The 19,490-nt window shown below is 37.7% G+C and carries 17 protein-coding genes; all 17 read right to left on the bottom strand.

What is annotated here, in order from left to right; translation table 11 throughout:
- Window positions 1-17: 17 nt before the first annotated feature.
- The 17 genes from BUE08_RS07315 to rbfA all read right to left on the bottom strand — a co-directional run bounded on the left by BUE08_RS07315 (window position 18) and on the right by rbfA (window position 19,482).
- Entirely contained in the window at window positions 18-1,460 is a 1,443-nt protein-coding gene (locus tag BUE08_RS07315) for an AAA family ATPase (RefSeq protein ID WP_286680654.1), read from the bottom strand.
- 1 nt (window position 1,461) lies between these two features.
- Window positions 1,462-2,457 carry a metallophosphoesterase family protein gene (locus tag BUE08_RS07320; RefSeq protein WP_059034062.1) on the bottom strand — a complete coding sequence of 332 codons (996 nt, stop codon included), beginning with the start codon at window positions 2,455-2,457 and terminating at the stop codon, window positions 1,462-1,464.
- Between the two features lies 1 nt (window position 2,458).
- The gene (gene recA / locus BUE08_RS07325) at window positions 2,459-3,496 is read right to left on the bottom strand and encodes a recombinase RecA (RefSeq protein ID WP_059034064.1); all 1,038 of its coding nucleotides are present in this window, start codon (window positions 3,494-3,496) and stop codon (window positions 2,459-2,461) included.
- Between the two features lie 79 nt (window positions 3,497-3,575).
- A complete protein-coding gene (gene thpR / locus BUE08_RS07330; RefSeq protein WP_213951209.1) occupies window positions 3,576-4,133 on the bottom strand; it encodes an RNA 2',3'-cyclic phosphodiesterase in 558 nt (185 codons plus the stop codon).
- A 28-nt stretch (window positions 4,134-4,161) separates the two neighbouring features.
- Complete coding sequence (locus BUE08_RS07335) at window positions 4,162-5,418, bottom strand: competence/damage-inducible protein A (RefSeq protein WP_059034068.1); 1,257 nt, start codon at window positions 5,416-5,418, stop codon at window positions 4,162-4,164.
- A gap of 62 nt (window positions 5,419-5,480) precedes the next feature.
- Window positions 5,481-6,836, bottom strand: coding sequence for a 30S ribosomal protein S12 methylthiotransferase RimO (gene rimO / locus BUE08_RS07340; protein WP_213951283.1), 1,356 nt, complete (start codon window positions 6,834-6,836; stop codon window positions 5,481-5,483).
- Between the two features lie 57 nt (window positions 6,837-6,893).
- The gene (locus BUE08_RS07345) at window positions 6,894-7,805 is read right to left on the bottom strand and encodes a helix-turn-helix domain-containing protein (RefSeq protein ID WP_286680655.1); all 912 of its coding nucleotides are present in this window, start codon (window positions 7,803-7,805) and stop codon (window positions 6,894-6,896) included.
- Between the two features lie 24 nt (window positions 7,806-7,829).
- Window positions 7,830-9,992 carry an FtsK/SpoIIIE family DNA translocase gene (locus BUE08_RS07350; RefSeq protein WP_213996980.1) on the bottom strand — a complete coding sequence of 721 codons (2,163 nt, stop codon included), beginning with the start codon at window positions 9,990-9,992 and terminating at the stop codon, window positions 7,830-7,832.
- Window positions 9,993-10,092: 100 nt separating this feature from the next.
- Window positions 10,093-11,769 (bottom strand): ribonuclease J, encoded by a 1,677-nt coding sequence (locus BUE08_RS07355; RefSeq protein WP_059034073.1) that lies wholly within the window; start codon window positions 11,767-11,769, stop codon window positions 10,093-10,095.
- A gap of 144 nt (window positions 11,770-11,913) precedes the next feature.
- A complete protein-coding gene (dut, locus tag BUE08_RS07360) occupies window positions 11,914-12,366 on the bottom strand; it encodes a dUTP diphosphatase (RefSeq protein WP_059034075.1) in 453 nt (150 codons plus the stop codon).
- 40 nt (window positions 12,367-12,406) lie between these two features.
- Window positions 12,407-13,537: an alanine racemase gene (gene alr / locus BUE08_RS07365; protein WP_059034077.1), complete on the bottom strand. Its 1,131-nt coding sequence runs from the start codon at window positions 13,535-13,537 to the stop codon at window positions 12,407-12,409.
- Window positions 13,538-13,651: 114 nt separating this feature from the next.
- A complete protein-coding gene (locus BUE08_RS07370) occupies window positions 13,652-15,760 on the bottom strand; it encodes a polyribonucleotide nucleotidyltransferase (protein ID WP_059034079.1) in 2,109 nt (702 codons plus the stop codon).
- A gap of 114 nt (window positions 15,761-15,874) precedes the next feature.
- Window positions 15,875-16,144 carry a 30S ribosomal protein S15 gene (rpsO, locus tag BUE08_RS07375; RefSeq protein WP_059034081.1) on the bottom strand — a complete coding sequence of 90 codons (270 nt, stop codon included), beginning with the start codon at window positions 16,142-16,144 and terminating at the stop codon, window positions 15,875-15,877.
- Window positions 16,145-16,268: 124 nt separating this feature from the next.
- The gene (locus BUE08_RS07380; RefSeq protein ID WP_213951285.1) at window positions 16,269-17,210 is read right to left on the bottom strand and encodes a bifunctional riboflavin kinase/FAD synthetase; all 942 of its coding nucleotides are present in this window, start codon (window positions 17,208-17,210) and stop codon (window positions 16,269-16,271) included.
- A gap of 18 nt (window positions 17,211-17,228) precedes the next feature.
- Window positions 17,229-18,122 (bottom strand): tRNA pseudouridine(55) synthase TruB, encoded by an 894-nt coding sequence (gene truB / locus BUE08_RS07385; protein WP_286680656.1) that lies wholly within the window; start codon window positions 18,120-18,122, stop codon window positions 17,229-17,231.
- Window positions 18,110-19,096: a DHH family phosphoesterase gene (locus BUE08_RS07390; protein ID WP_286680657.1), complete on the bottom strand. Its 987-nt coding sequence runs from the start codon at window positions 19,094-19,096 to the stop codon at window positions 18,110-18,112. Before BUE08_RS07390 ends, truB begins: the two co-directional genes overlap by 13 nt.
- Window positions 19,096-19,482 carry a 30S ribosome-binding factor RbfA gene (gene rbfA / locus BUE08_RS07395; RefSeq protein WP_059034086.1) on the bottom strand — a complete coding sequence of 129 codons (387 nt, stop codon included), beginning with the start codon at window positions 19,480-19,482 and terminating at the stop codon, window positions 19,096-19,098. Before rbfA ends, BUE08_RS07390 begins: the two co-directional genes overlap by 1 nt.
- Window positions 19,483-19,490 lie beyond the last annotated feature (8 nt).

A 19,490-nucleotide genomic window follows, 5' to 3' on the forward strand; every position in this document is an offset into this window, starting at 1 on the left:
CCTCATATAATTTAAAGTTAATTGAGGATATCCGAAACGATCTTTTTGACAGTCTCCTTATCTATAGGCTGAAGGCACAAAGGACATATAGCAGCTTCTTGCAAAATTTGACTATATTTTTTTGCCATGATACTTAAAGCCTCATTGGTAGTTTTTAAATACTCATATCCCTTTCCAATAGCATCTTCCACGGATTTTTTTGAAGCCCTTAAACTTTCCAGTGCTGCAAGCCGAGCCGATTTTTCGGCGATTGTTTCCAAATAGTCCCCTGCTTTTTTTGCAGCCTCATATTTTTCAAGATCTGCTTTTTGAGAAATAATTTGGTTATTAATAGATTTTAATAGATCCAAAGTTGAAAGGAGCTTCCTTTTTGATTCAACAACTTTTTCTAACTCCGGCAAGATTTCCTCGGCTTCGAAAATATTTTCGGTTCTCTGCTTTAATCTCATCATGGCATTTAAATCATTTGTGATTTTGGCAAAACTTGTATTAAGTTTTACAAGACTGCTAAGCCTTAAAGCAAGACTTTGTGTATAAGAATAGATCTCTTCGACATTTGGAAGATTCCTCATATTTTCTATTATATGCAATTCAATTTCTTCATTCTGCCTGTTTTGTGCAAGTTTTATCGAAAGCTCTTTTAGATAGCGGTACTTTACAGACAGTGCATCTAAAAAAGTAATGTTCTGCTCTACTTTATCTATAAAATCCAACTTCTTGATGGTATCCGTATTTTTTTCTATCTCAGAGTCAAGCTCGCCAAGCTCCTGCCTACTTTTCATTAAAATCGAAAATATAGCTCTTGTTTCCTTTAATTTTTTTAATATATCTTGGAGCGATGATATTCTTATTTGAAGCTCACCAATGTCTTTGTATGATTCCAATTGACTATTTAAGCTCTCTATATCTTTTTGAATTGATTCAAAGTTCTGCTTGGCGTTAGTTATATCTTTTAGAACAGTTCTTTGAGCCGCATCGATTATGTGTATCCCTACAAGTCTTCCTAGCGCTTTTGCTCTATTGCCGCCGCTTTCTGATATGAGAAAAGGAGGTTCTAACTGTTCAGCAAGATTTACAGCGGATGCCGCATCTTTGTCGATACGTATTTTCGGTATGCCGTGAGCCCTTGCTATTTCAAGAGGCACGGTATTCCCAAAACCTTCAAAAACTTCTTCTTTTCCATTTTGTATTAATATGTAACGATTCCGCTGTCCTTCCCTTTCTCGAATTATTACGGAACCGTCATCCATTTCCAGGCTAACTCGACAAAGCTTGCAACCGGCCATTATAAAATCAGTGCCTCTCGGCTCGTTATACAGAACCCATTTTAACGCCCGGATTATAGCACTTTTACCCTGATCGGTTTGCCCTAATATTACCGTAAGACCTTCATCAAAGTCGATTTTGGTATCTTTATGCGATTGAAAATTAATAAGTCTTAAGCTTTTAATCAAGCCCAAATCAATTCACCTCTGACATATCCTCATCACCTAATTGCTCTTGGGCGTAGCCGATTCTTTTGATTGCTTCCAAGACGACTTTTTCGCTTAAATTCTCTTGCTTGGAAATTTGTTCTATTATGCGGTTGATGTCAAAAGTTTCATAACTGCCTGCAGAATGCACGCTTTGAATGAAATCAGAGAGCTTTTTCTCTCTGAAGGCAAGGGCTTCGACTTTTGAACGGTCTAAAATTTCTTCACCCGGCAATGCGCTTTTAAGAGGAATTTCCTCAACCTTAATCTCGTCTTCTATTGTCAAAATTACAACCTTCGGCTTCCTGGAAAGCTCACTTATGCTATTGTTAATTCTAACAAGACTGCCGGGATTTATAAAATACTTGCCGTTAATATATTTTGTGGCAAAACCGCTGTGATAATGTCCACTCAAAGTAATATCAGCTTCAGTGCCTAATATTTCGTCTATAAGGGTATATGCAATACCTTCTATAAAAGGCTTTTCAAGAAGCATACCGTGAACCATGTGAATTGCCACATCAATTTCAGGGTCTTTTTTTATAATATAGCTTCCTTTTTTATCATCAGAATCTATGCCATAAAAGTAGTGGCATCCGGTAAGCTGTATTTTTTTATTTTTTGATTTAAACAAAAGCTTTTCATTTGGGTTTATAAGTTTTAATGTTCCGGCCTCACTTAAAAGCCCAAGCATTGTCCGACTTAAGGTTACAGGGTTTTGCCCGTATATGTCATGATTTCCCGCTATAGCATATACAGGCAGCGAATATTTATTAATTAAGAACACAAATTCTCTTGCTAGGGAAGGTGAAATATCCGGCCGATCAAAAATATCTCCTCCATGTAGGATTATATCTGCATTACTTTCTTTGGCGATTTCAAAGACCTCTGTAATTTTTCGGTATAGAGTTTCTAAAAAATTATCTTTTCGATTAGGAGGATTGTTGCCGCGAATATGTGTATCTGTAAAGTACAAAATCCGCATTTTATGCGCCTTCTTTAGGCTCTGCACCCTTATTTCCTGACTTTTCAGGTCTTACCATGTTGTATTTTTGCCTTATTTGCAATTCCACTTCATTTAGTATTTCCGGGTGTTCCTTAAGGTACTGTTTGGCATTTTCTCTTCCTTGCCCAATTTTTTCTTTTCCGTAAGAATACCATGCACCGCTTTTTTGAATCAGCCCCTCATCTACCGCAAAATCAAGAATACATCCTTCTCTGGATATACCTTCGCCGTATATAATATCAAATTCAGCCTGCTTAAATGGAGGCGCCACTTTGTTTTTTACCACTTTTACACGTGTTCTGTTGCCTAACATATCCTCGCCTTGTTTTAAAGTTTCTATCCTCCGTACATCAAGCCGCACTGAAGCATAGAATTTAAGGGCCCTGCCTCCCGGGGTAGTTTCCGGATTTCCAAACATAACTCCTACTTTTTCTCTGAGCTGATTAATAAATATAGCCACTGTATTAGATTTGCTGATAGCCCCTGAAAGCTTTCTTAAAGCCTGAGACATAAGGCGAGCCTGAAGACCTACATGAGCATCTCCCATTTCCCCTTCTATTTCAGCTTTAGGTACAAGAGCTGCCACCGAGTCTATGACTATAACATCTACAGCACCGCTCCTTACAAGGGTCTCTGCTATTTCAAGCGCCTGCTCTCCTGTATCGGGCTGAGAAATTAGCAGATTATCTGTATCCACTCCTAAATTTTTAGCATAGGTAGGATCCAGGGCGTGCTCCGCATCGATAAAAGCCGCTGTGCCGCCTTCCTTTTGCGCCTCAGCGATTATGTGGAGTGCCACCGTAGTTTTACCGGAAGATTCAGGGCCGAATATCTCTATTACCCTTCCTCTGGGAACTCCGCCTATTCCTAATGCTATATCCAGCGGAAGAGCCCCGGTAGGAATGCTTTCTATATTAAACCGCGATCCTGCCTCTCCTAATTTCATTATTGAACCTTTGCCAAACTGCCTTTCAATTTGGCTTATAGCAGCCTCTAAAGCCTTATCCTTTTCGGCCATTTACCAAAACCTCCAAACAAATGTTCTTAGATATAATTATATATTATAAATAAAGCAAGTCAACAACTTCATGTTTGCGTCAAGAAATCTCGCCAAGAGCAGAACTGAATAAAACTGTGTAGGATGCTCCTTTTGGCGATAAATTACTTTCCATTAAAAATATTTCCTGAACCGGGAAAGAAGCGGTAAAATTTAGCTTATTTATAAACTCCGGCTGAATCTTAATTGGCGACTTTACACGTCCGATGGTAAGATGTGGCAAAAATGGTTTTTTGTCATAGAAAATACCGGCAGCATCAAGGCCTTTATTTATGTCTTCCCTTACGCTTAAAAGTTCAGGCTCATCCTTTATCCCTATCCAAACTACTCTCGGTCTTCTAATATCGGGAAAACATCCTAAGCCTTCAAGCTTTATAGTAAAAGGGTGATGATTTAGTGTGCCTTCCGCGACTATTTTTTTCACATCCGGAATTCTTTCAACTGCAACTTCACCTAAGAAAGCAAGGGTTATGTGCAAGTTTTCAGGATTTACCCATCTTATTTGCTGTAAGTTTTTTCTCAAGTTATTTTCCTCTATAAAATCGCCTATAGCTTTTTTAATCGAAGACTCGATTTCAATCGATATAAAACATCGCATTTTTCTCACCTGCTGCTTTTGATTTTAATTATCTATTACTAGGATTTTCTAGTTTTTGCAGCATCTTTCTTACAAGGTGTAGAGCGCTGTTTGCAGAGCGTTCTTTTATGTCGATTCTTCTGCCGCTGAAAATATGTCGCTGGGCACATACAGTGCTAGAATCAGCATATCCTATATACACAAGACCTACCGGCTTTTCGGCAGTTCCACCGTCAGGGCCGGCTATACCGGTGACGGAAACTCCTATGTCAGTGCCTGATGAAAGCCTTATTCCTTCAGCCATCTCTTTTGCTGTTTCCTCACTTACAGCACCATAATTTTCTAAAGTCTCATTTTTGACATTAAGCAATTCATGTTTCGATCGATTACTATAAGAAATTATTCCTCTATCGAAGCTTGCTGATATTCCTGGTATATTTGTAAGTTTATGGGCCAAAAGACCCCCGGTGCAGGATTCTGCAATAGAGATCGTCTTATTTAGTTTGATTAACAGTTTTGCCACAATCTCTTCCACTGAATCATTGTCAAAACCGTAAAAATATTCTCTTGTTCTTTTTATAATCTCTTCTTCTGTCGGACGGATGATTTTTTGCGCTTCCTCTTTACTGCCAGCTTTTGCAGTAAGCCGAATTGTAACTTCACCAGCCCTACCTACCAGAGGCGCAATAGTAGGTACTGTTTGCGAGTCTATCAAATCTTTAAGCCGCTCTTCCAAATCTGATTCTCCAATGCCATAAAACTTCAAAATTCTTGAAAATATAGTGGTTGTTGACATCTTGGAAAGATAAGGTATAACCGTTTCTTTTAACATCGGCTCCATTTCTCTCGGTGGGCCGGGTAACATTACGATTATTTTATCACCATATTTTAACAGCACGCCCGGCGCTGTTCCATTTTTATTTTCTATAGCAATTGCGCCTTCAGGAATTAATGCCTGTTTATAATTATTATTAGCTATTTGGCGGCCTGTTTTTTTAAAGTAATCCTTCATCCTGTTAAGGGAGTTTTCATCAAGCTTAAGCGGCAAATTTAAATATTCTGCTACAGTTTCTTTTGTAAGATCATCTTCTGTGGGGCCAAGGCCGCCTGTCAAGATAATTATATCCGAGCGTTTAAAACTTGTTTGGAATACTTCCTTAAGCCTTTCTTTGTTATCTCCTACACATATATGATAATAAACGTCTATACCTATTTCCTGTAATGCTTGAGATATAACTTGAGCATTAGTATTAGGTATTTGCCCTAAAATTAGTTCAGTGCCGACTGCTATTATTTCTGCCTTCAAAAGCATCACCCCAAGATTATAAAATTGAGTGTATATCCAGTAACATTATAGCATTTTAAACATCAATTGTCCCTTAAAACTTCTGGCGATTTCTCCAATTTTCCTGCAAGATCATATTCATAAGCCTCGATGATTCTGACCCGGTAGAATTTGCCAATTTCTATTTCATCTCCATTATTCATAATTTCAACTACACCATCTACAAAGGGAGCATCATTTTCGGAACGTCCTATGAATACATCTTTTTCAGGATCGTATCTTTCTATAAGCACATTAAGCACTTTTGTCTTAAATCTTTGATTCCTCTTCTTTGAGATCATCTTTTGAAGTTCCATAAGTCTTTCATACCTTATTTGTTTTATCCTGGCAGATATTTGAGGTGAAAGTTCCGCTGCCAAAGTTCCATCCTCTTGAGAATATTTAAATGCTCCAACTTTATCAAATTCATATTTTTTTATAAAATCGAGAAGCTCATTATACTCTTCTTCTGTCTCAGTCGGGAAACCTACGATAAAAGTTGTTCTTAACGTTATTTCCGGTATTTGTCTTCTTATATTATCAATCAGGTTCTGTATGAATCTTTTATTTCCAGGCCTTCCCATAAGTCGCAAAATCCTATCGTTTACATGCTGCAAAGGGATGTCGAGATATTTTGCTATTTTGTCACTTCTTTTAATTATTTCCAAGAGTTCATCATTTATATTTGTTGGATAGGTATAAAGAATTCTTATGAGATAGTCGCCTTCAATTTTTATTAATTCTTCAAGCAAACGGGGAAGAGATGGTTTTCCATAAAGGTCAATTCCGTAGTTTGTGGTATTTTGCGCTACAAGGTTTATCTCCTTTGCTCCTCCGGACACAAGCAATTTTACCTCTTTTTTTATAGCTTCGATATCTCGGCTTTTATATGACCCTCGGATGTTTGGAATCGCACAATATGAGCAGCGATTATCGCATCCTTCGGCTATCTTAACAAATGAAATATAAGGATAAATTTGGATTCTGCTGTATATATCATAGTCAATAAAACTACAATTATTTGTAAAGTTTATTTTTCTTTCTCCCGCTTCAAGTCTTTGGATTACCTCGGATATTTCATTGAAATTTCCTGTGCCGACAACTGCATCGATTTCAGGCATTTCATCTAGAAGTTCGTCTTTATATCGTTGAGAAAGGCAGCCGGCAGCTATAAGTAATTTGCATTTGCCTTTTTCTTTTAATTGCGCCATTTCTAAAATCGTATCTATGGATTCTTGTTTTGCTTTTTCTATAAAACCGCATGTATTTATTATTATTACTTCAGCTTCATAGGGATTATTTGTAATTTCATAACCGCTCTTTTTTAATGTGCCAAGCATATACTCTGAATCTACAAGATTTTTGTCGCATCCCAATGAAATAAATCCTATTTTTTTAATTTGCAAATTAATCCTCCTAACAGCGTATAAAGATTAAATAAAACAACAGAAGAACATTTAAGCTCTCCTGTTAAAGATGAAGTTCCTGGTTTGACCTTTTAATCTGCCAAAATCCTTTCCGTTTATGGTTAAATTGACGACAGGCGGATTTCCTATTTTAATCTTTAGGCTTTGATCCGCTCTCCATGTCCTTGTGTCACCGGCATTTAGGATACCCTCGAATTCAGCTGAGCCATCTTTTGATACCGAAATCCAACATCTTCCCTCAGGAATATTTATAGTAACTTCAATGTATTCATCCTGGATATCATACACGGTCTGTGTAGGCAAATCTTCTACTAGCTCTATTACTGCCTCTTTCGAATTTTCTACAGGCTCATTGTCAATATCTTCATTTTCATTTAAAGGCGGATTATTTGTATTGTTTTCGCTACCATTTTCATTCAAAGGCGTGTTCTGGGAAACCGGAGGTTTAATTTCTTCTTTGGGCTTAGACTCCTGCAGTCCGCTCATCTTAAAAACAAGCAATGCTCCTATCACAACTATTATTGCTATAATAACTAAGCCTTTTCGATGCCTGGCTTTGGGTTCTACATGAATTTTAGGTATCGGAGGTCTTAGTGGAGTCTGTAGCTCTTCTGAGTCAGCGCTGGATTCATCCTCTTTTGCTTTTTCTTCAGCTTCTTTTCTCTCGGATTCAATTATCGACTTATAGATTTCCAAAATTTCTTTGTCATCTATTCCTATGGAGCGGGCATAGTTTTTCAAAAAACCTTTTATATATACCTGTCCACCGGGTATTGCAGAAAAGTCGCCGCTTTCAAGAGCTGCCAAGTATCTTATTTGTATATTCGTGTTCTTTTGAACTTCTTCTAAAGAAATATTTTTTTGTTCCCGAAGTTTTTTTAGATATTCTCCCAGTTGCTCTGTTGTTTTTATATCATGCTCATTATAACTCAGTTTACTCACCGCCCTTACATAAAGTTCTAAAACCTAATCACTTTTGTTAAAATATTGCTGGAAATACTCTTTTGTAATAAGTATTTCTCTAGGCTTTGGGCCGTCATAGCCACTTATAAAGCCGCGTTCTTCCATTTCGTCAATAAGCCTTGCTGCTCGAGCGTAACCTATCTTTAATCGCCTTTGCAGCATCGAAATAGATGCTTGACCATTTTCAAGGACTATTGACACAGCTTCCTCAAATAGCTCATCAGTTTGTGCAAGATTCTTTTTCATTTCCATTTCATTAAAATCTGAAAGATTTTTTTCATAAAGAGGTTCTTTTTGGTTTTTGATGAAATTTACGAGCTTTTCTACTTCGGCTTCTGAAATAAATGCACCTTGTATGCGAAGCGGTTTGGCGGCTCCTACAGGGAAAAACAGCATATCTCCCTTTCCCAGCAGTTTTTCAGCACCTGAAGTATCTAATATCGTCCTGGAATCCACTTGTGACGATACAGCAAATGAAATCCTTGAAGGAATATTTGCCTTAATGAGGCCTGTTATTATATCAACAGATGGCCTTTGAGTTGCAACAACTAAGTGAATTCCGGCAGCTCGTGCCATTTGGGCAAGCCTGCAGATATTGTCTTCGATTTCTCGTGGAGAGATCATCATTAGATCAGCAAGCTCATCTATTATTACTACTATTTGGGGCATAGGTTTTTCAGAATTTGTTTCATTGTATTTTGCTATATCCCGAACGCCTTCCTTAGCAAATGTCTGGTACCTTCGCTCCATTTCCTCAACTATCCAATTTAGGGCGGCAGCAGCTTTTTTAACATCAGTCACTACAGGAGAAATAAGATGAGCAATACCGTCATAAACTGCTAATTCCACGACTTTTGGGTCTATCATCATAAGTTTGACTTCACTGGGAAGTGCCTTATACAAAATGCTTGCTATGATTGTATTTATACATACGCTTTTACCTGAACCTGTAGCACCGGCAATAAGAAGATGAGGCATATCGGCTAAATCTGCAACTACGGAGTTGCCACCTACGTCTTTTCCAAGGGCTATTGTTAATTTAGAGGGTGAAGAAGTAAATTCAGCTGACTCTATTACATCCCGCAAAAAAACCGAACTTCTTTTCTTATTTGGAACTTCGATTCCAACTGCCGCTTTTCCCGGAATAGGAGCTTCGATTCTAACATCAGAGGCCGCAAGGCTTAAAGCAATATCGTCAGCTAAGTTTACAATCCTGCTTACTTTTACGCCCGGCGACGGCTGAACTTCAAAGCGTGTAATGGTAGGACCGCAATTTACCTGAACTACTTTTGCATCGATGCCGAAGCTTTCTAATGTATTTTCAAGTATTTCCGCATTTCCAAGCAATTCTTTTTCTGTAAAACTACTCTGTTTTGCCGTGCTTTTTGAAAGTAGTGATACCGGAGGCAGTTTATAATCTTCCTCTTCTTTATCTTCGTTAATTATGATAGGTTCAGATTCTGCAGTAGAAGAGTTTTCTTTTTGTTCTTTTCTTTGCTTTTTAGGTGCTTTGCTTTCTTCTACTGCTGCTTTATTAAGCGGAACTTCATTTTCCGGCGTAATGTTTGTTATAACTTTTATATTTTTAGCCGCTGAATTTTTGCCCGACATATCAGACTCACTTTTAGCCTTTCTTTGCGGCCTTATTTTCAAAACTATATCTGACAATGATTTTTCACTCAACAAAATAATTCCTATTATTGTAGCTGCAACAATAACTATTTGCAGACCGGCAGTGCCGAAGATGTTTATAAGAAGCGATGTAATTACTTCTCCAAATATACCGCCGCCTTTGCTATTTGCCGCCATATCCGCACTGGCTCGTAATCTATTTAAAAAGTTCATTCCATTAAGCTCGCTGTGAGGTCTTAGGTGAAAAAGCGTTACAACTACTGTAAAAATAATAAAGAGTCCTATTGCCCTAAATTTCGAAGCTGGTTTCTTTTTATAGTAAACAAGATAAATACCGGCAAAAATCACAATCAACGATGCTAATAAAGCTCCCTGACCTACAAGGCCCTTCAAATTTTTGCTTATTAAAATTCCCGCAGCACCAACCCCATCTGTATAGAGCGAAAAAATCCCCAGCAATCCAAGTGAAATCAAAATAATGCCCTTTATTTCCCATTTTATCTTAATCTTAGCCTTTTCACTTGACTTTGCCATTTATTACACCTCAGTAATTCTATTATTCTTCATAACTTAGAAAAGTCCTTTCTTTTAATTAAAATATACGCATAATTATGGAAGTATGACAAGTTCCTTGTCATACTTCCATAATTATAGGCAGTATCATAGGCCTTCTGCGGGTTTGTTCAAATAAAAGCTTTCCTAAGTCTTCCCTTACCTGTGATTTTATTGTAGACCATTCACTTATATTTTCTTCATGACATTTTTTCAGCGATTGTTTAACCTTTTCTCTAGCTTGTTCCATAAGTGTTTCAGATTCTCTGACATAGACAAAACCCCTTGATATTATATCAGGGCCGGAAACAACTTCTCCCGTTTCCTTGTCTATAGCGACAACCACGATTAAAATACCGTCTTGAGAAAGCTGTCTTCTATCTCGCAGCACGATGTTACCTACATCACCTACGCCTAAACCATCTACAAGCACCTTACCGGCGGTAACTCTTCCGGCAAATCTACAAGAATCTTTTGTAAACTCTAAGATCCTGCCATTTTCGGTTATAAATATATTTTCTTGTGGAATACCAACTTCTTCTGCAAGACGGGAATGATGAACCAAATGCCTGTATTCGCCATGTACAGGTATAAAAAACTTCGGCTTTACAAGATTGATCATCAGTTTTAGCTCTTCCTGACTGGCGTGGCCGGAAACATGGACGCCTGAAATAGGCTCATATATTACATTAGCACCGCTTTTAAATAAGCGATCTATTGTCCTTGATATAAGCTTTTCATTTCCGGGAATAGCGCTGGCAGAAATAAGAACAGTGTCCCCCGGAATAATTTCAACCTTTTTATGCTCAGACATAGCCATCCTTGTCAAAGCAGACATAGGCTCTCCTTGGCTGCCGGTTGTGATGATTACAATCCTTTCCTTTGGCAGGCGGCAAATCTCGTCTAATTCCATCATTAAAGACTTGGGGATTGTCAAATAACCCAAATCCAGCGCAATGTTTACGGCGTTTACCATACTTCTTCCTACTACTGCTACTTTTTTATCATTTTTATATGCGGCATCAAATATTTGCTGAATGCGGTGTATGTTCGATGCAAAAGTAGCTATGATTATTCTGCCCTTGGCACTTCTAAATATATCATCGATTGTGTGCCCGACAACCTTTTCAGACATTGTATATCCTTCCCGCTCCGCGTTGGTGCTATCGGACAAAAGGGCCAAAACACCTTTTGTGCCTAGTTCGGCGAATTTATTAAGATCGGCTTTTTCGCCGTCAACAGGTGTTTGATCCAATTTAAAATCTCCTGTATGGCAAACGATACCTACCGGGGTATGAATGGCAAAAGCAACTGAATCCGGTATACTGTGATTTACCCTTATAAAATCTACTGTAAAACTTCCTAGGTTAATACTTGCCGGCGGCTTTACAACGTTCATGGAAATATTTTTCTTGTTTAGTTTTGTTTCCTTTAGTTTTCCCTCGACCAGCCCTAATGTTAATTTTGTTCCATAAAGCGGAGCATTCAGCTGCTGAAGAATATAAGGCAAAGCTCCTATATGATCTTCGTGACCGTGGGTTATTAGAATTCCTTTTATATAGTCTTTATTTTCCAGAAGATAAGTTATGTCGGGAATAACAATATCTATTCCCAGCATTTCCTCTTCGGGAAACATTAGCCCTGCATCTATTAGCAAAATTTCTTTTCCGTACTGAATTATAGTCATATTTTTTCCTATTTCGCCAATTCCGCCTAAAGGAATTATAAGCAGTTTATTATTTTGTTCATTTTTTGACAATAACGGAACACCTCCAATGATTCCATGTTTTTGATAAGTTTTAATTGATTTTTAGCTTCCATGATTTTGTTATAAAGCTAGAATTGACCTATAAAGGATAATTCTAATTTCCGCTCGAAAGTTTTTTGATTTAAAGGATAAAAGCTAAACGCCCGTATGGCCGAAGCCGCCCTCGCCCCTGTCTGTTTTAAGCAGATCTTCACTTAGACAAAACTCTGCCCTAATTACACGTCCTATAACGAGTTGAGCTATTCTGTCACCTCTCTTTATAGCAAATCTATCTTTGCCATGATTTATTAATATAACCTGTATCTCACCCCTAAAATCACAATCAATTGTGCCGGGGCTGTTGAGCACTGTAATTCCATGTTTTGCAGCAAGACCGCTTCTGGGTCTGACCTGAGCTTCGAAACCTTGCGGGAGCTCTATCTTTATTCCGCAGGGTATCATCTTAAATTCGCCGCTATTTAAATAAACGGTTTCTGTAATATTTGCAACAAGGTCCATGCCTGCCGCTCCTTGCGACATATATTCAGGTAACGGCAGATCTTCGGCTCCGTCCACCTTACAAACAAATACCTTGATTTTATCGTCCAACAATGTTGCCTCCCTGTTTGCAATAAATAGTTGCTGAAAATTATTCTGTAAAAATCCTATTTTCTTTATGATAAACACGCGCAACACTAGAAGATATATTTATGCGACGAGCATTAAGCTCTGCAACATCTCCTATAGAAACCTTATCTCTTATGTCGGTTACGTCTATTATAGAATTCTGCATGCTTATTTTACCTAATATATTGCACTTAACACCCTTTATCGTAACGATTCGGTCCTGCTTTCTTATCCCTAAAGCAGTAAGTAGATGTTTTAGCAGATATTTTAAAACATCTACTGCATTGCTAGGTTGATGAACTGTAAGACCGAGACCCTCATAATATCCAAATGGAATAATTGCAATAGTCGTGGTTTTTTTAGTGGTAAACTTATTTCCATAGCCTACGTGGTGGCCTTTTGGAAGTGTCTTGAGAAAAACTATTTTAGAGTATAGCTGAGAAGGGTTTTTCGTTTTTATCTTGCTTGTGGGACACATACCGTACACAAGATTTCCGCTTCTTACCATATCAAGATGCATATCTTTGTAATTCAAAAGCGCGGTACTGTTGCAAGCATGTTTTAAGGGTATCTCGATACCTTTCTTCTTTAATTCGTTTATTAACGAAGAAAATAGATTGAACTGTTTGCGAGTATTCCCTTCATTACTTGCGAGAGAAAAATGAGTATAAAGCCCCTCTAAATAAATATTATTAAAACCTGAATAAATTTTTGCCGTAAATTCAACTACATCTTTTGGTAATATACCAAATCTGCCCATCCCTGTATCGATTTTTAGATGAACACGCGCCTTTTTCCCACATTTTTTTGCTGCCTCATCAACAGCTTTTACAGATTCTATTGAGCAAATCGTAGATGTCAAATTAAAGTTTACCACATCTTCTGCTTGTTCCGGGAGTATAGTGTTAAAGATGAGCACCGGCGCAATTATTCCTTTTTTTCGCAGAAAAATACCTTCCTCAACGGAAGATACACCTAGATAATCAGCTCCATTTTCAACAGCGCAAGATGCTACCGGGAATATTCCGTGGCCATATGCATCAGCTTTCACAACTGCAAGAAGTTTAACCGGTCCTATATATTCTTTAATAGCCTTGATATTATCGGCTATTATATCCAAATCCACATAAAGCCAAGAGGTTAAATTTGTCATGATATTGCCTTTCTCATATTTGTATTAAATAAAGTATACATGAATTAAGGCTTTATTTCAACTTTTTATTATATGGAGTAAAAATTAAGAAGGCATAAGCCGCACTTATTCGGATTATGCCTTAGAATTCTTTTTGTTTTTTGATTGAATTTCATCGAGGGCATCTTTATGTGAGAGGTTAATTCTACCCTGTTTGTCAATATCGGTTACCTTGACAAGGATTTCATCGCCGACCTTCACAACATCTTCAACACGCTTAACTCTTTCCGAAGACAACTTAGAAATATGGATAAGGCCTTCTTTGCCCGGAAGAATCTCGGCAAATGCTCCAAAGTTAGTTGTACGCATGACTTTACCCATATATATTTTACCGACTTCCACATCTTGAGTTATCTTATTTATAATTTCCAAAGCTTTTACGCCTGCAGACTCATCTGGAGCCGCAATATACACTTTTCCATCTTCTTCTATATCTATCTTTGTATTAGTTTCCGAGATTATCTTATTTATTGTCTTTCCTCCGGGTCCGATAATATCTCTGATTTTTTCCGGATCAATTGTTGTTGTAAATATTCTCGGCGCATAAGGCGACAATTCTTTTCTAGGTTCGGGGATAACCGCAAGCATCTTGTCCATAATATATAGTCTGCCTTCTCTTGCTTGCTCTAAAGCAGTTTTTAATATATCTCTGTCTATTCCCTTTATTTTAATGTCCATCTGGATTGCCGTAATACCATTCCTAGTGCCTGCAACCTTAAAATCCATATCTCCATAAAAATCTTCCATACCTTGGATATCCGTTAAAATGGTTACTTTATCTTCTTGCTTTATGAGCCCCATAGCTACGCCGGATACAGGAGCTTTTATGGGAACACCGGCATCCATTAAAGCTAAGGTAGAACCGCACACGCTTGCCATAGAACTTGAACCGTTTGAACTTAGGACTTCAGAGACTAGCCGTATAGTATATGGAAAGTCTTCTTCCGGAGGTATCATTGGCTCTAATGCCCTTTCAGCCAATGCTCCGTGCCCAATTTCTCTTCGGCCGGGGCCTCTCATCGGTCTTGTTTCACCAGTGCTGTAAGGTGGAAAATTGTAATGGTGCATATACCTTTTAGATTCCTCGATACCCAGACCATCTAAAATTTGTACATCTCCTAAAGCACCAAGAGTTGCAACTGTAAGAACTTGTGTCTGGCCGCGAGTAAATAGTCCTGAACCATGGGTTCTTGGCAAAACTCCAACTTCACACCAAATAGGCCTTATCTCCTTAGCTGTCCTGCCATCAGGTCTTATTCCCTCATATGAAATCATTTTTCTGACTTCTTCTTTTGTGATTGTAGTTAAAATCTCAGTTATTTGTTTGTCTGATTCCGGATAAGCTTCCTGGAAATTAAGAATAGTTTCTTCAGCTATTTTATCTAGACAATCTTCTCGCTCGGTTTTATCGAATATCCGTATGGCCTTTAATATCTTTTCTGTTGCAAACTCTCTAACGGCTTTTTCCAGTTCCTCATTCTCATCATCGGTAACTATCTCCATCTTGGGCTTTCCAACTTCTTTTATTATTTCTTCTTGAAAAGCTATGATTTTTTTAATTTCTTCATGACCATAGAGTATTGCATTTAGCATTTCATCTTCCGATACCTCATCGGCGCCGGCTTCAACCATCAGTACTGCATCCTTTGTTCCTGCAACAGAAAGCCTTAATCTGCTTTTTTCGCTTTCCTCCACAGTTGGATTTATAACGTATTCGCCGTTTACTAAACCCACAGATACCGCACCTACAGGTCCGTCAAAGGGTATGTCTGAAATGCAAAGAGCGCAAGATGCACCGTTTATAGCAAGTATATCAGGCATATTATCTTGATCTACAGATAAGACGGTTGCTATTACCTGTACATCATTTCTTAAATTCTTCGGAAAAAGCGGCCTCAACGGTCTGTCAATTAGGCGGGCTGAAAGAATTGCTTTTTCGCTGGGCTTTCCCTCTCGCTTAATGAAACCGCCGGGAATTTTGCCAACAGCATATAACTTTTCTTCATAATCTACGGTAAGTGGTAAAAAATCTACGCCCTCTCTCGGTTTTTTTGAAGCAGTAGCTGTTACCAAAAGAACTGTATCTTCGTATTTTATCATAACTGAACCATTAGCTTGCTGAGCTACCTTACCTGTTTCTACAACCAGTTTACGTCCAGCTACTTCTGTTTTAAATTCTGGCAAGAAATAATCCTCCTTTATTTAGTTTTTATATTTTTATTTTGCGCTTTATCAGAATTTCTACATTACATTATTGTGCAGAAATAGCTGATAAAATTTAAGCGGGGAAACCCCGCTTTATTTTCGTAATTCCAATTTTTCAATAAGACTTCTGTAACGTTCCGGGTCGTTTTTCTTCAAATAGTTCAATAAAGCGCGCCGCTTGCCTACCATCTTAAGCAACCCTCTACGAGAATGATGATCCTTTTTATGCTCCTTCAGATGCTCTGTAAGCTCGTTGATTCTTTCTGTAAGCATAGCAACTTGAACTTCCGGGGAACCCGTGTCTGTCTCATGTATCTTATATTCATTTATTATTGACTGTTTAATCTCTTTAGTTAATGCCATCTTTTCACCTCCTCATTGCTGCAAAATCCCCAATTGCCAAGTAAATCGTCGGAGCCTACGATTAACCGAGCAAGGGTTCATGTGTCACAAACAAATTTTATCATAGTATCGGAAAAAAGTAAATTTAAATTAATTCCACAGCATTAATTTTAAAAATTTCTTTGGCCTGCAGAATGTCCTGCTGAATTTGCCTTACAAGATCTTTTACAGTTGCAAACTTGAATTCGGGACGAAGTCTTTCTATAAACATAATCTCTAAATTTTCCCCATATAATTCTCTGTTAAAGTCGAAAAGATGCACTTCCAGGACTAAGTTACTGCCGTTAAAAGTTGGCTTCACTCCCAAATTAGCGATACCTGTGTGCACATTGTTTTCTCTGCGGGCTAAAACTGCGTAAACTCCCTTTGGAGGCAAAACAATATTTTCTTCGGGTGCAATATTTGCAGTTGGAAAACCGATTTTTTTGCCTATAGAGTTTCCGGGCTTTACTATACCCTCAATCGTAAAGGGACGCCCTAAAAGCTCTGCAGCCGTTTTTACATCGCCTTTTTCTATAAGTTCTCTAATTAAAGTACTGCTCACAGTATAACCATTGTAGGTGACTTGAGGGATTATAATTGTATCGATTCCGTTTTTGCCGCATATTTCTTTTAAGGCTTCTGCCGTTCCTCTTCCTTTATAACCGAACCTATAATTATAGCCTACAACTACAACTTTTGCCCTGCACTTTTTTATCAATATGTCATAAATAAAATCAGTGTAGTCTATCTTTGAAAACTCATCGGTAAACGGTGCAAGTACAAAGTGGTCAATTCCGTAAGAACGCATTATCTTTTTTTTCTGTTCCAATGTTGTTATAAGCTTGATATTGCTGTTTGGTGAAAGAACTTTTAAAGGATGAGGTTCAAAAGTAAGGATCAGCGAATCTAAATACTTCTCTTTTGCGGTACAAAGCAATTTTTTGATTAATTCCTGATGCCCCTTGTGCACCCCGTCAAAGTTACCTATTCCGCAAACTGTATAATTTGGCAAGTTCATCGATGTTAAGTCGTTATATATTTGCATATGCTTCACTCAATCCTGCTATAAAGATTTGTACACTTGTAAAACAACCTGCTGTTCTATGGATTTTACAACCGCGATGCCTAAGAATTTTTCAAAATTATAAACACGAACAAATTTCCCTTCCTGTTTTGCCAGATGGCTAAAATCTTCATGGATTAATCTGCCTTTTATAAAAAAACTATCATCCGGATATTCTAATATGACAGCCGGCATATTGCATAGATACTTATCAACAGGAAGCAGGACTTTTTCAAGGGTACCATTCTTAATATTTTCCTCTATTTGTTCGAGGGTAAAAGCATTTTGTATGTCAAAAGGCCCTGATCGCGTTCTTCTAAGCTTTAAAAGATGCGCCCCGAAACCTAGTTTTTCTCCTATATCTTCGCAGAGCGTTCTTATATATGTGCCCTTTGAACATATAACCTCTATTACTGCCGAGGCAGAACTTACACTCATAACTTTTATTGAATAAATTCTCACTCTGCGCGGCTCTCTTTCAACTGTGACTCCTTGTCGGGCAAGTTCATACAATTTCTTGCCCTTATAATGGACAGCTGAGTACATTGGGGGAATTTGTTCAATTTCTCCAATAAATTCTACAAGTATTTTTTCTAGCTCCTCTCGATTAATTTCAAAAGGATGAGGGTATATATTTACAACTTCTCCCTCTGCATCTGCTGTGCTCGTAGTAATTCCAAAGCAGATTTCAGCTATATATTCTTTATCATCTTTTTCAAAAAATTCTATTGCTTTTGTAGCCCGCCCTACAAATACAGGTAATACACCAGTTGCTGCCGGATCCAATGTTCCACTGTGTCCTATCTTTTTTATATTCAATAGTTTTCTAAGACGTTTTATTATATCATGGGAAGTCATACCAGAAGGCTTTAATACATTAATTACTCCTTGCACAAAATCCCTCCGTTATCAGCTAGGGCGGCAGATACCGCATTTAAAACAACGGCACGGGCTTGATTTATAGGAAGTTCTACAATACAGCCTGCAGCTCTCAAGTGACCGCCACCGTTAAACTTTTCTGCTATTTTGCTTACATCTACCCACTCATTTGATCTTAATCCTACTTTTGTTACAGACTTTTCCTTCTCCCTGAAAAGCACTGCCACCTCTACGCCGTCGATTTCTCTTGCATAATTAATTATACCTTCGGTTTCTTCTTCCATAGCTTTACTAACTTCTAACATTTCTTGAGTAATATACATAGCAGCTATCTTATTGTTTTCTAACAGTTCTAATGTATCTAAGGCGAGCTTTAGAAGTTTTATGGAGCTCAAAGTCCTTTTTTCAAAAACTTGTCTGCTTACATAATCAGGCTTGACGCCAATGTCAACCAAATCTGCTAAAATTCTAAGGCATAAAGGAGTAGTGTTTGAGTACCTTGCAGAACCTGTATCTGTAATAATTGAAGTGTATATATTGACTGCAATATCATGGTCTATTTTGATCTTATCTTTAATTAATTGGTAAACAATTTCTCCTGCTGATGAAGCGCTGCTGTCTACGATGTTCAAATCGCCAAAAAGCGCATTATTTTTGTGGTGATCAATATTTATAATTATATTTCCGTAATCCCTTATATCTTCGTTTAAACCAAGACGATTTATGTCGCTGCTGTCTAGAGAGATTAAAACATCAGATTTTGAGGAAAATTGATTCGAAATTAGTTTATTTCCAGGTAAAAATTTATATTTCTCGGGTATTTTATCAATTATAACAGGTTCTGCACATTTCCCCATTTTTTTCAAGGCAAGGGTCAAAGAAAGTACAGATCCTATACTGTCTCCATCAGGGTCCACATGTGATGCGATCGTAAAACTTTTATTTGATTTTAAGATTTCATTGAAACTGCCAAGATTTGCAATGCTCATCAATCGTCCTCGTCCCCATTTTCCTTTTCTTCGCCTTGTTCTTGCTGCTTTATTTCTTCCAAAACCTTGCTTATATGAATTCCATATTCAATAGATTCATCCATTTTAAAGGATATATCCGGCATATACTTAATCCTTATTTTGCTTGCAAGCTCTCGCTTTATAAAACCCTTTGCGCTTTGAATAGCGTCAAAGGCGGCCTCCTTTTCGATTTCGTCACAATAAAAACTCAGAAATATCGTAGCATGACTTAAGTCTTTCGTGACTTTAACTCTCGTTATGGATACCAAGCCCTTTACGCGCGGATCCTTTAAATTAGTGCTGATAATTTCACTCATGCCTTTTTTTATTTCTTCTGCAATTCTTTCATTTCTTGAAAACTCCACAGGTCTTC

Source organism: Tepidanaerobacter sp. EBM-49 (genome assembly GCF_001896645.1).
GTDB lineage: Bacteria > Bacillota > Thermosediminibacteria > Thermosediminibacterales > Tepidanaerobacteraceae > Tepidanaerobacter > Tepidanaerobacter syntrophicus.

Coding starts and splice junctions, on each gene's coding strand:
- BUE08_RS07350 (WP_213996980.1), bottom strand. CDS start 9,992: ATGGCAAAGTCAAGTGAAAAGGCTAAGATTAAGATAAAATGGGAAATA.
- BUE08_RS07380 (WP_213951285.1), bottom strand. CDS start 17,210: ATGCAAATATATAACGACTTAACATCGATGAACTTGCCAAATTATACA.
- BUE08_RS07390 (WP_286680657.1), bottom strand. CDS start 19,096: ATGAGCATTGCAAATCTTGGCAGTTTCAATGAAATCTTAAAATCAAAT.
- rpsO (WP_059034081.1), bottom strand. CDS start 16,144: ATGGCATTAACTAAAGAGATTAAACAGTCAATAATAAATGAATATAAG.
- thpR (WP_213951209.1), bottom strand. CDS start 4,133: ATGCGATGTTTTATATCGATTGAAATCGAGTCTTCGATTAAAAAAGCT.
- recA (WP_059034064.1), bottom strand. CDS start 3,496: ATGGCCGAAAAGGATAAGGCTTTAGAGGCTGCTATAAGCCAAATTGAA.
- alr (WP_059034077.1), bottom strand. CDS start 13,537: ATGACAAATTTAACCTCTTGGCTTTATGTGGATTTGGATATAATAGCC.
- BUE08_RS07320 (WP_059034062.1), bottom strand. CDS start 2,457: ATGCGGATTTTGTACTTTACAGATACACATATTCGCGGCAACAATCCT.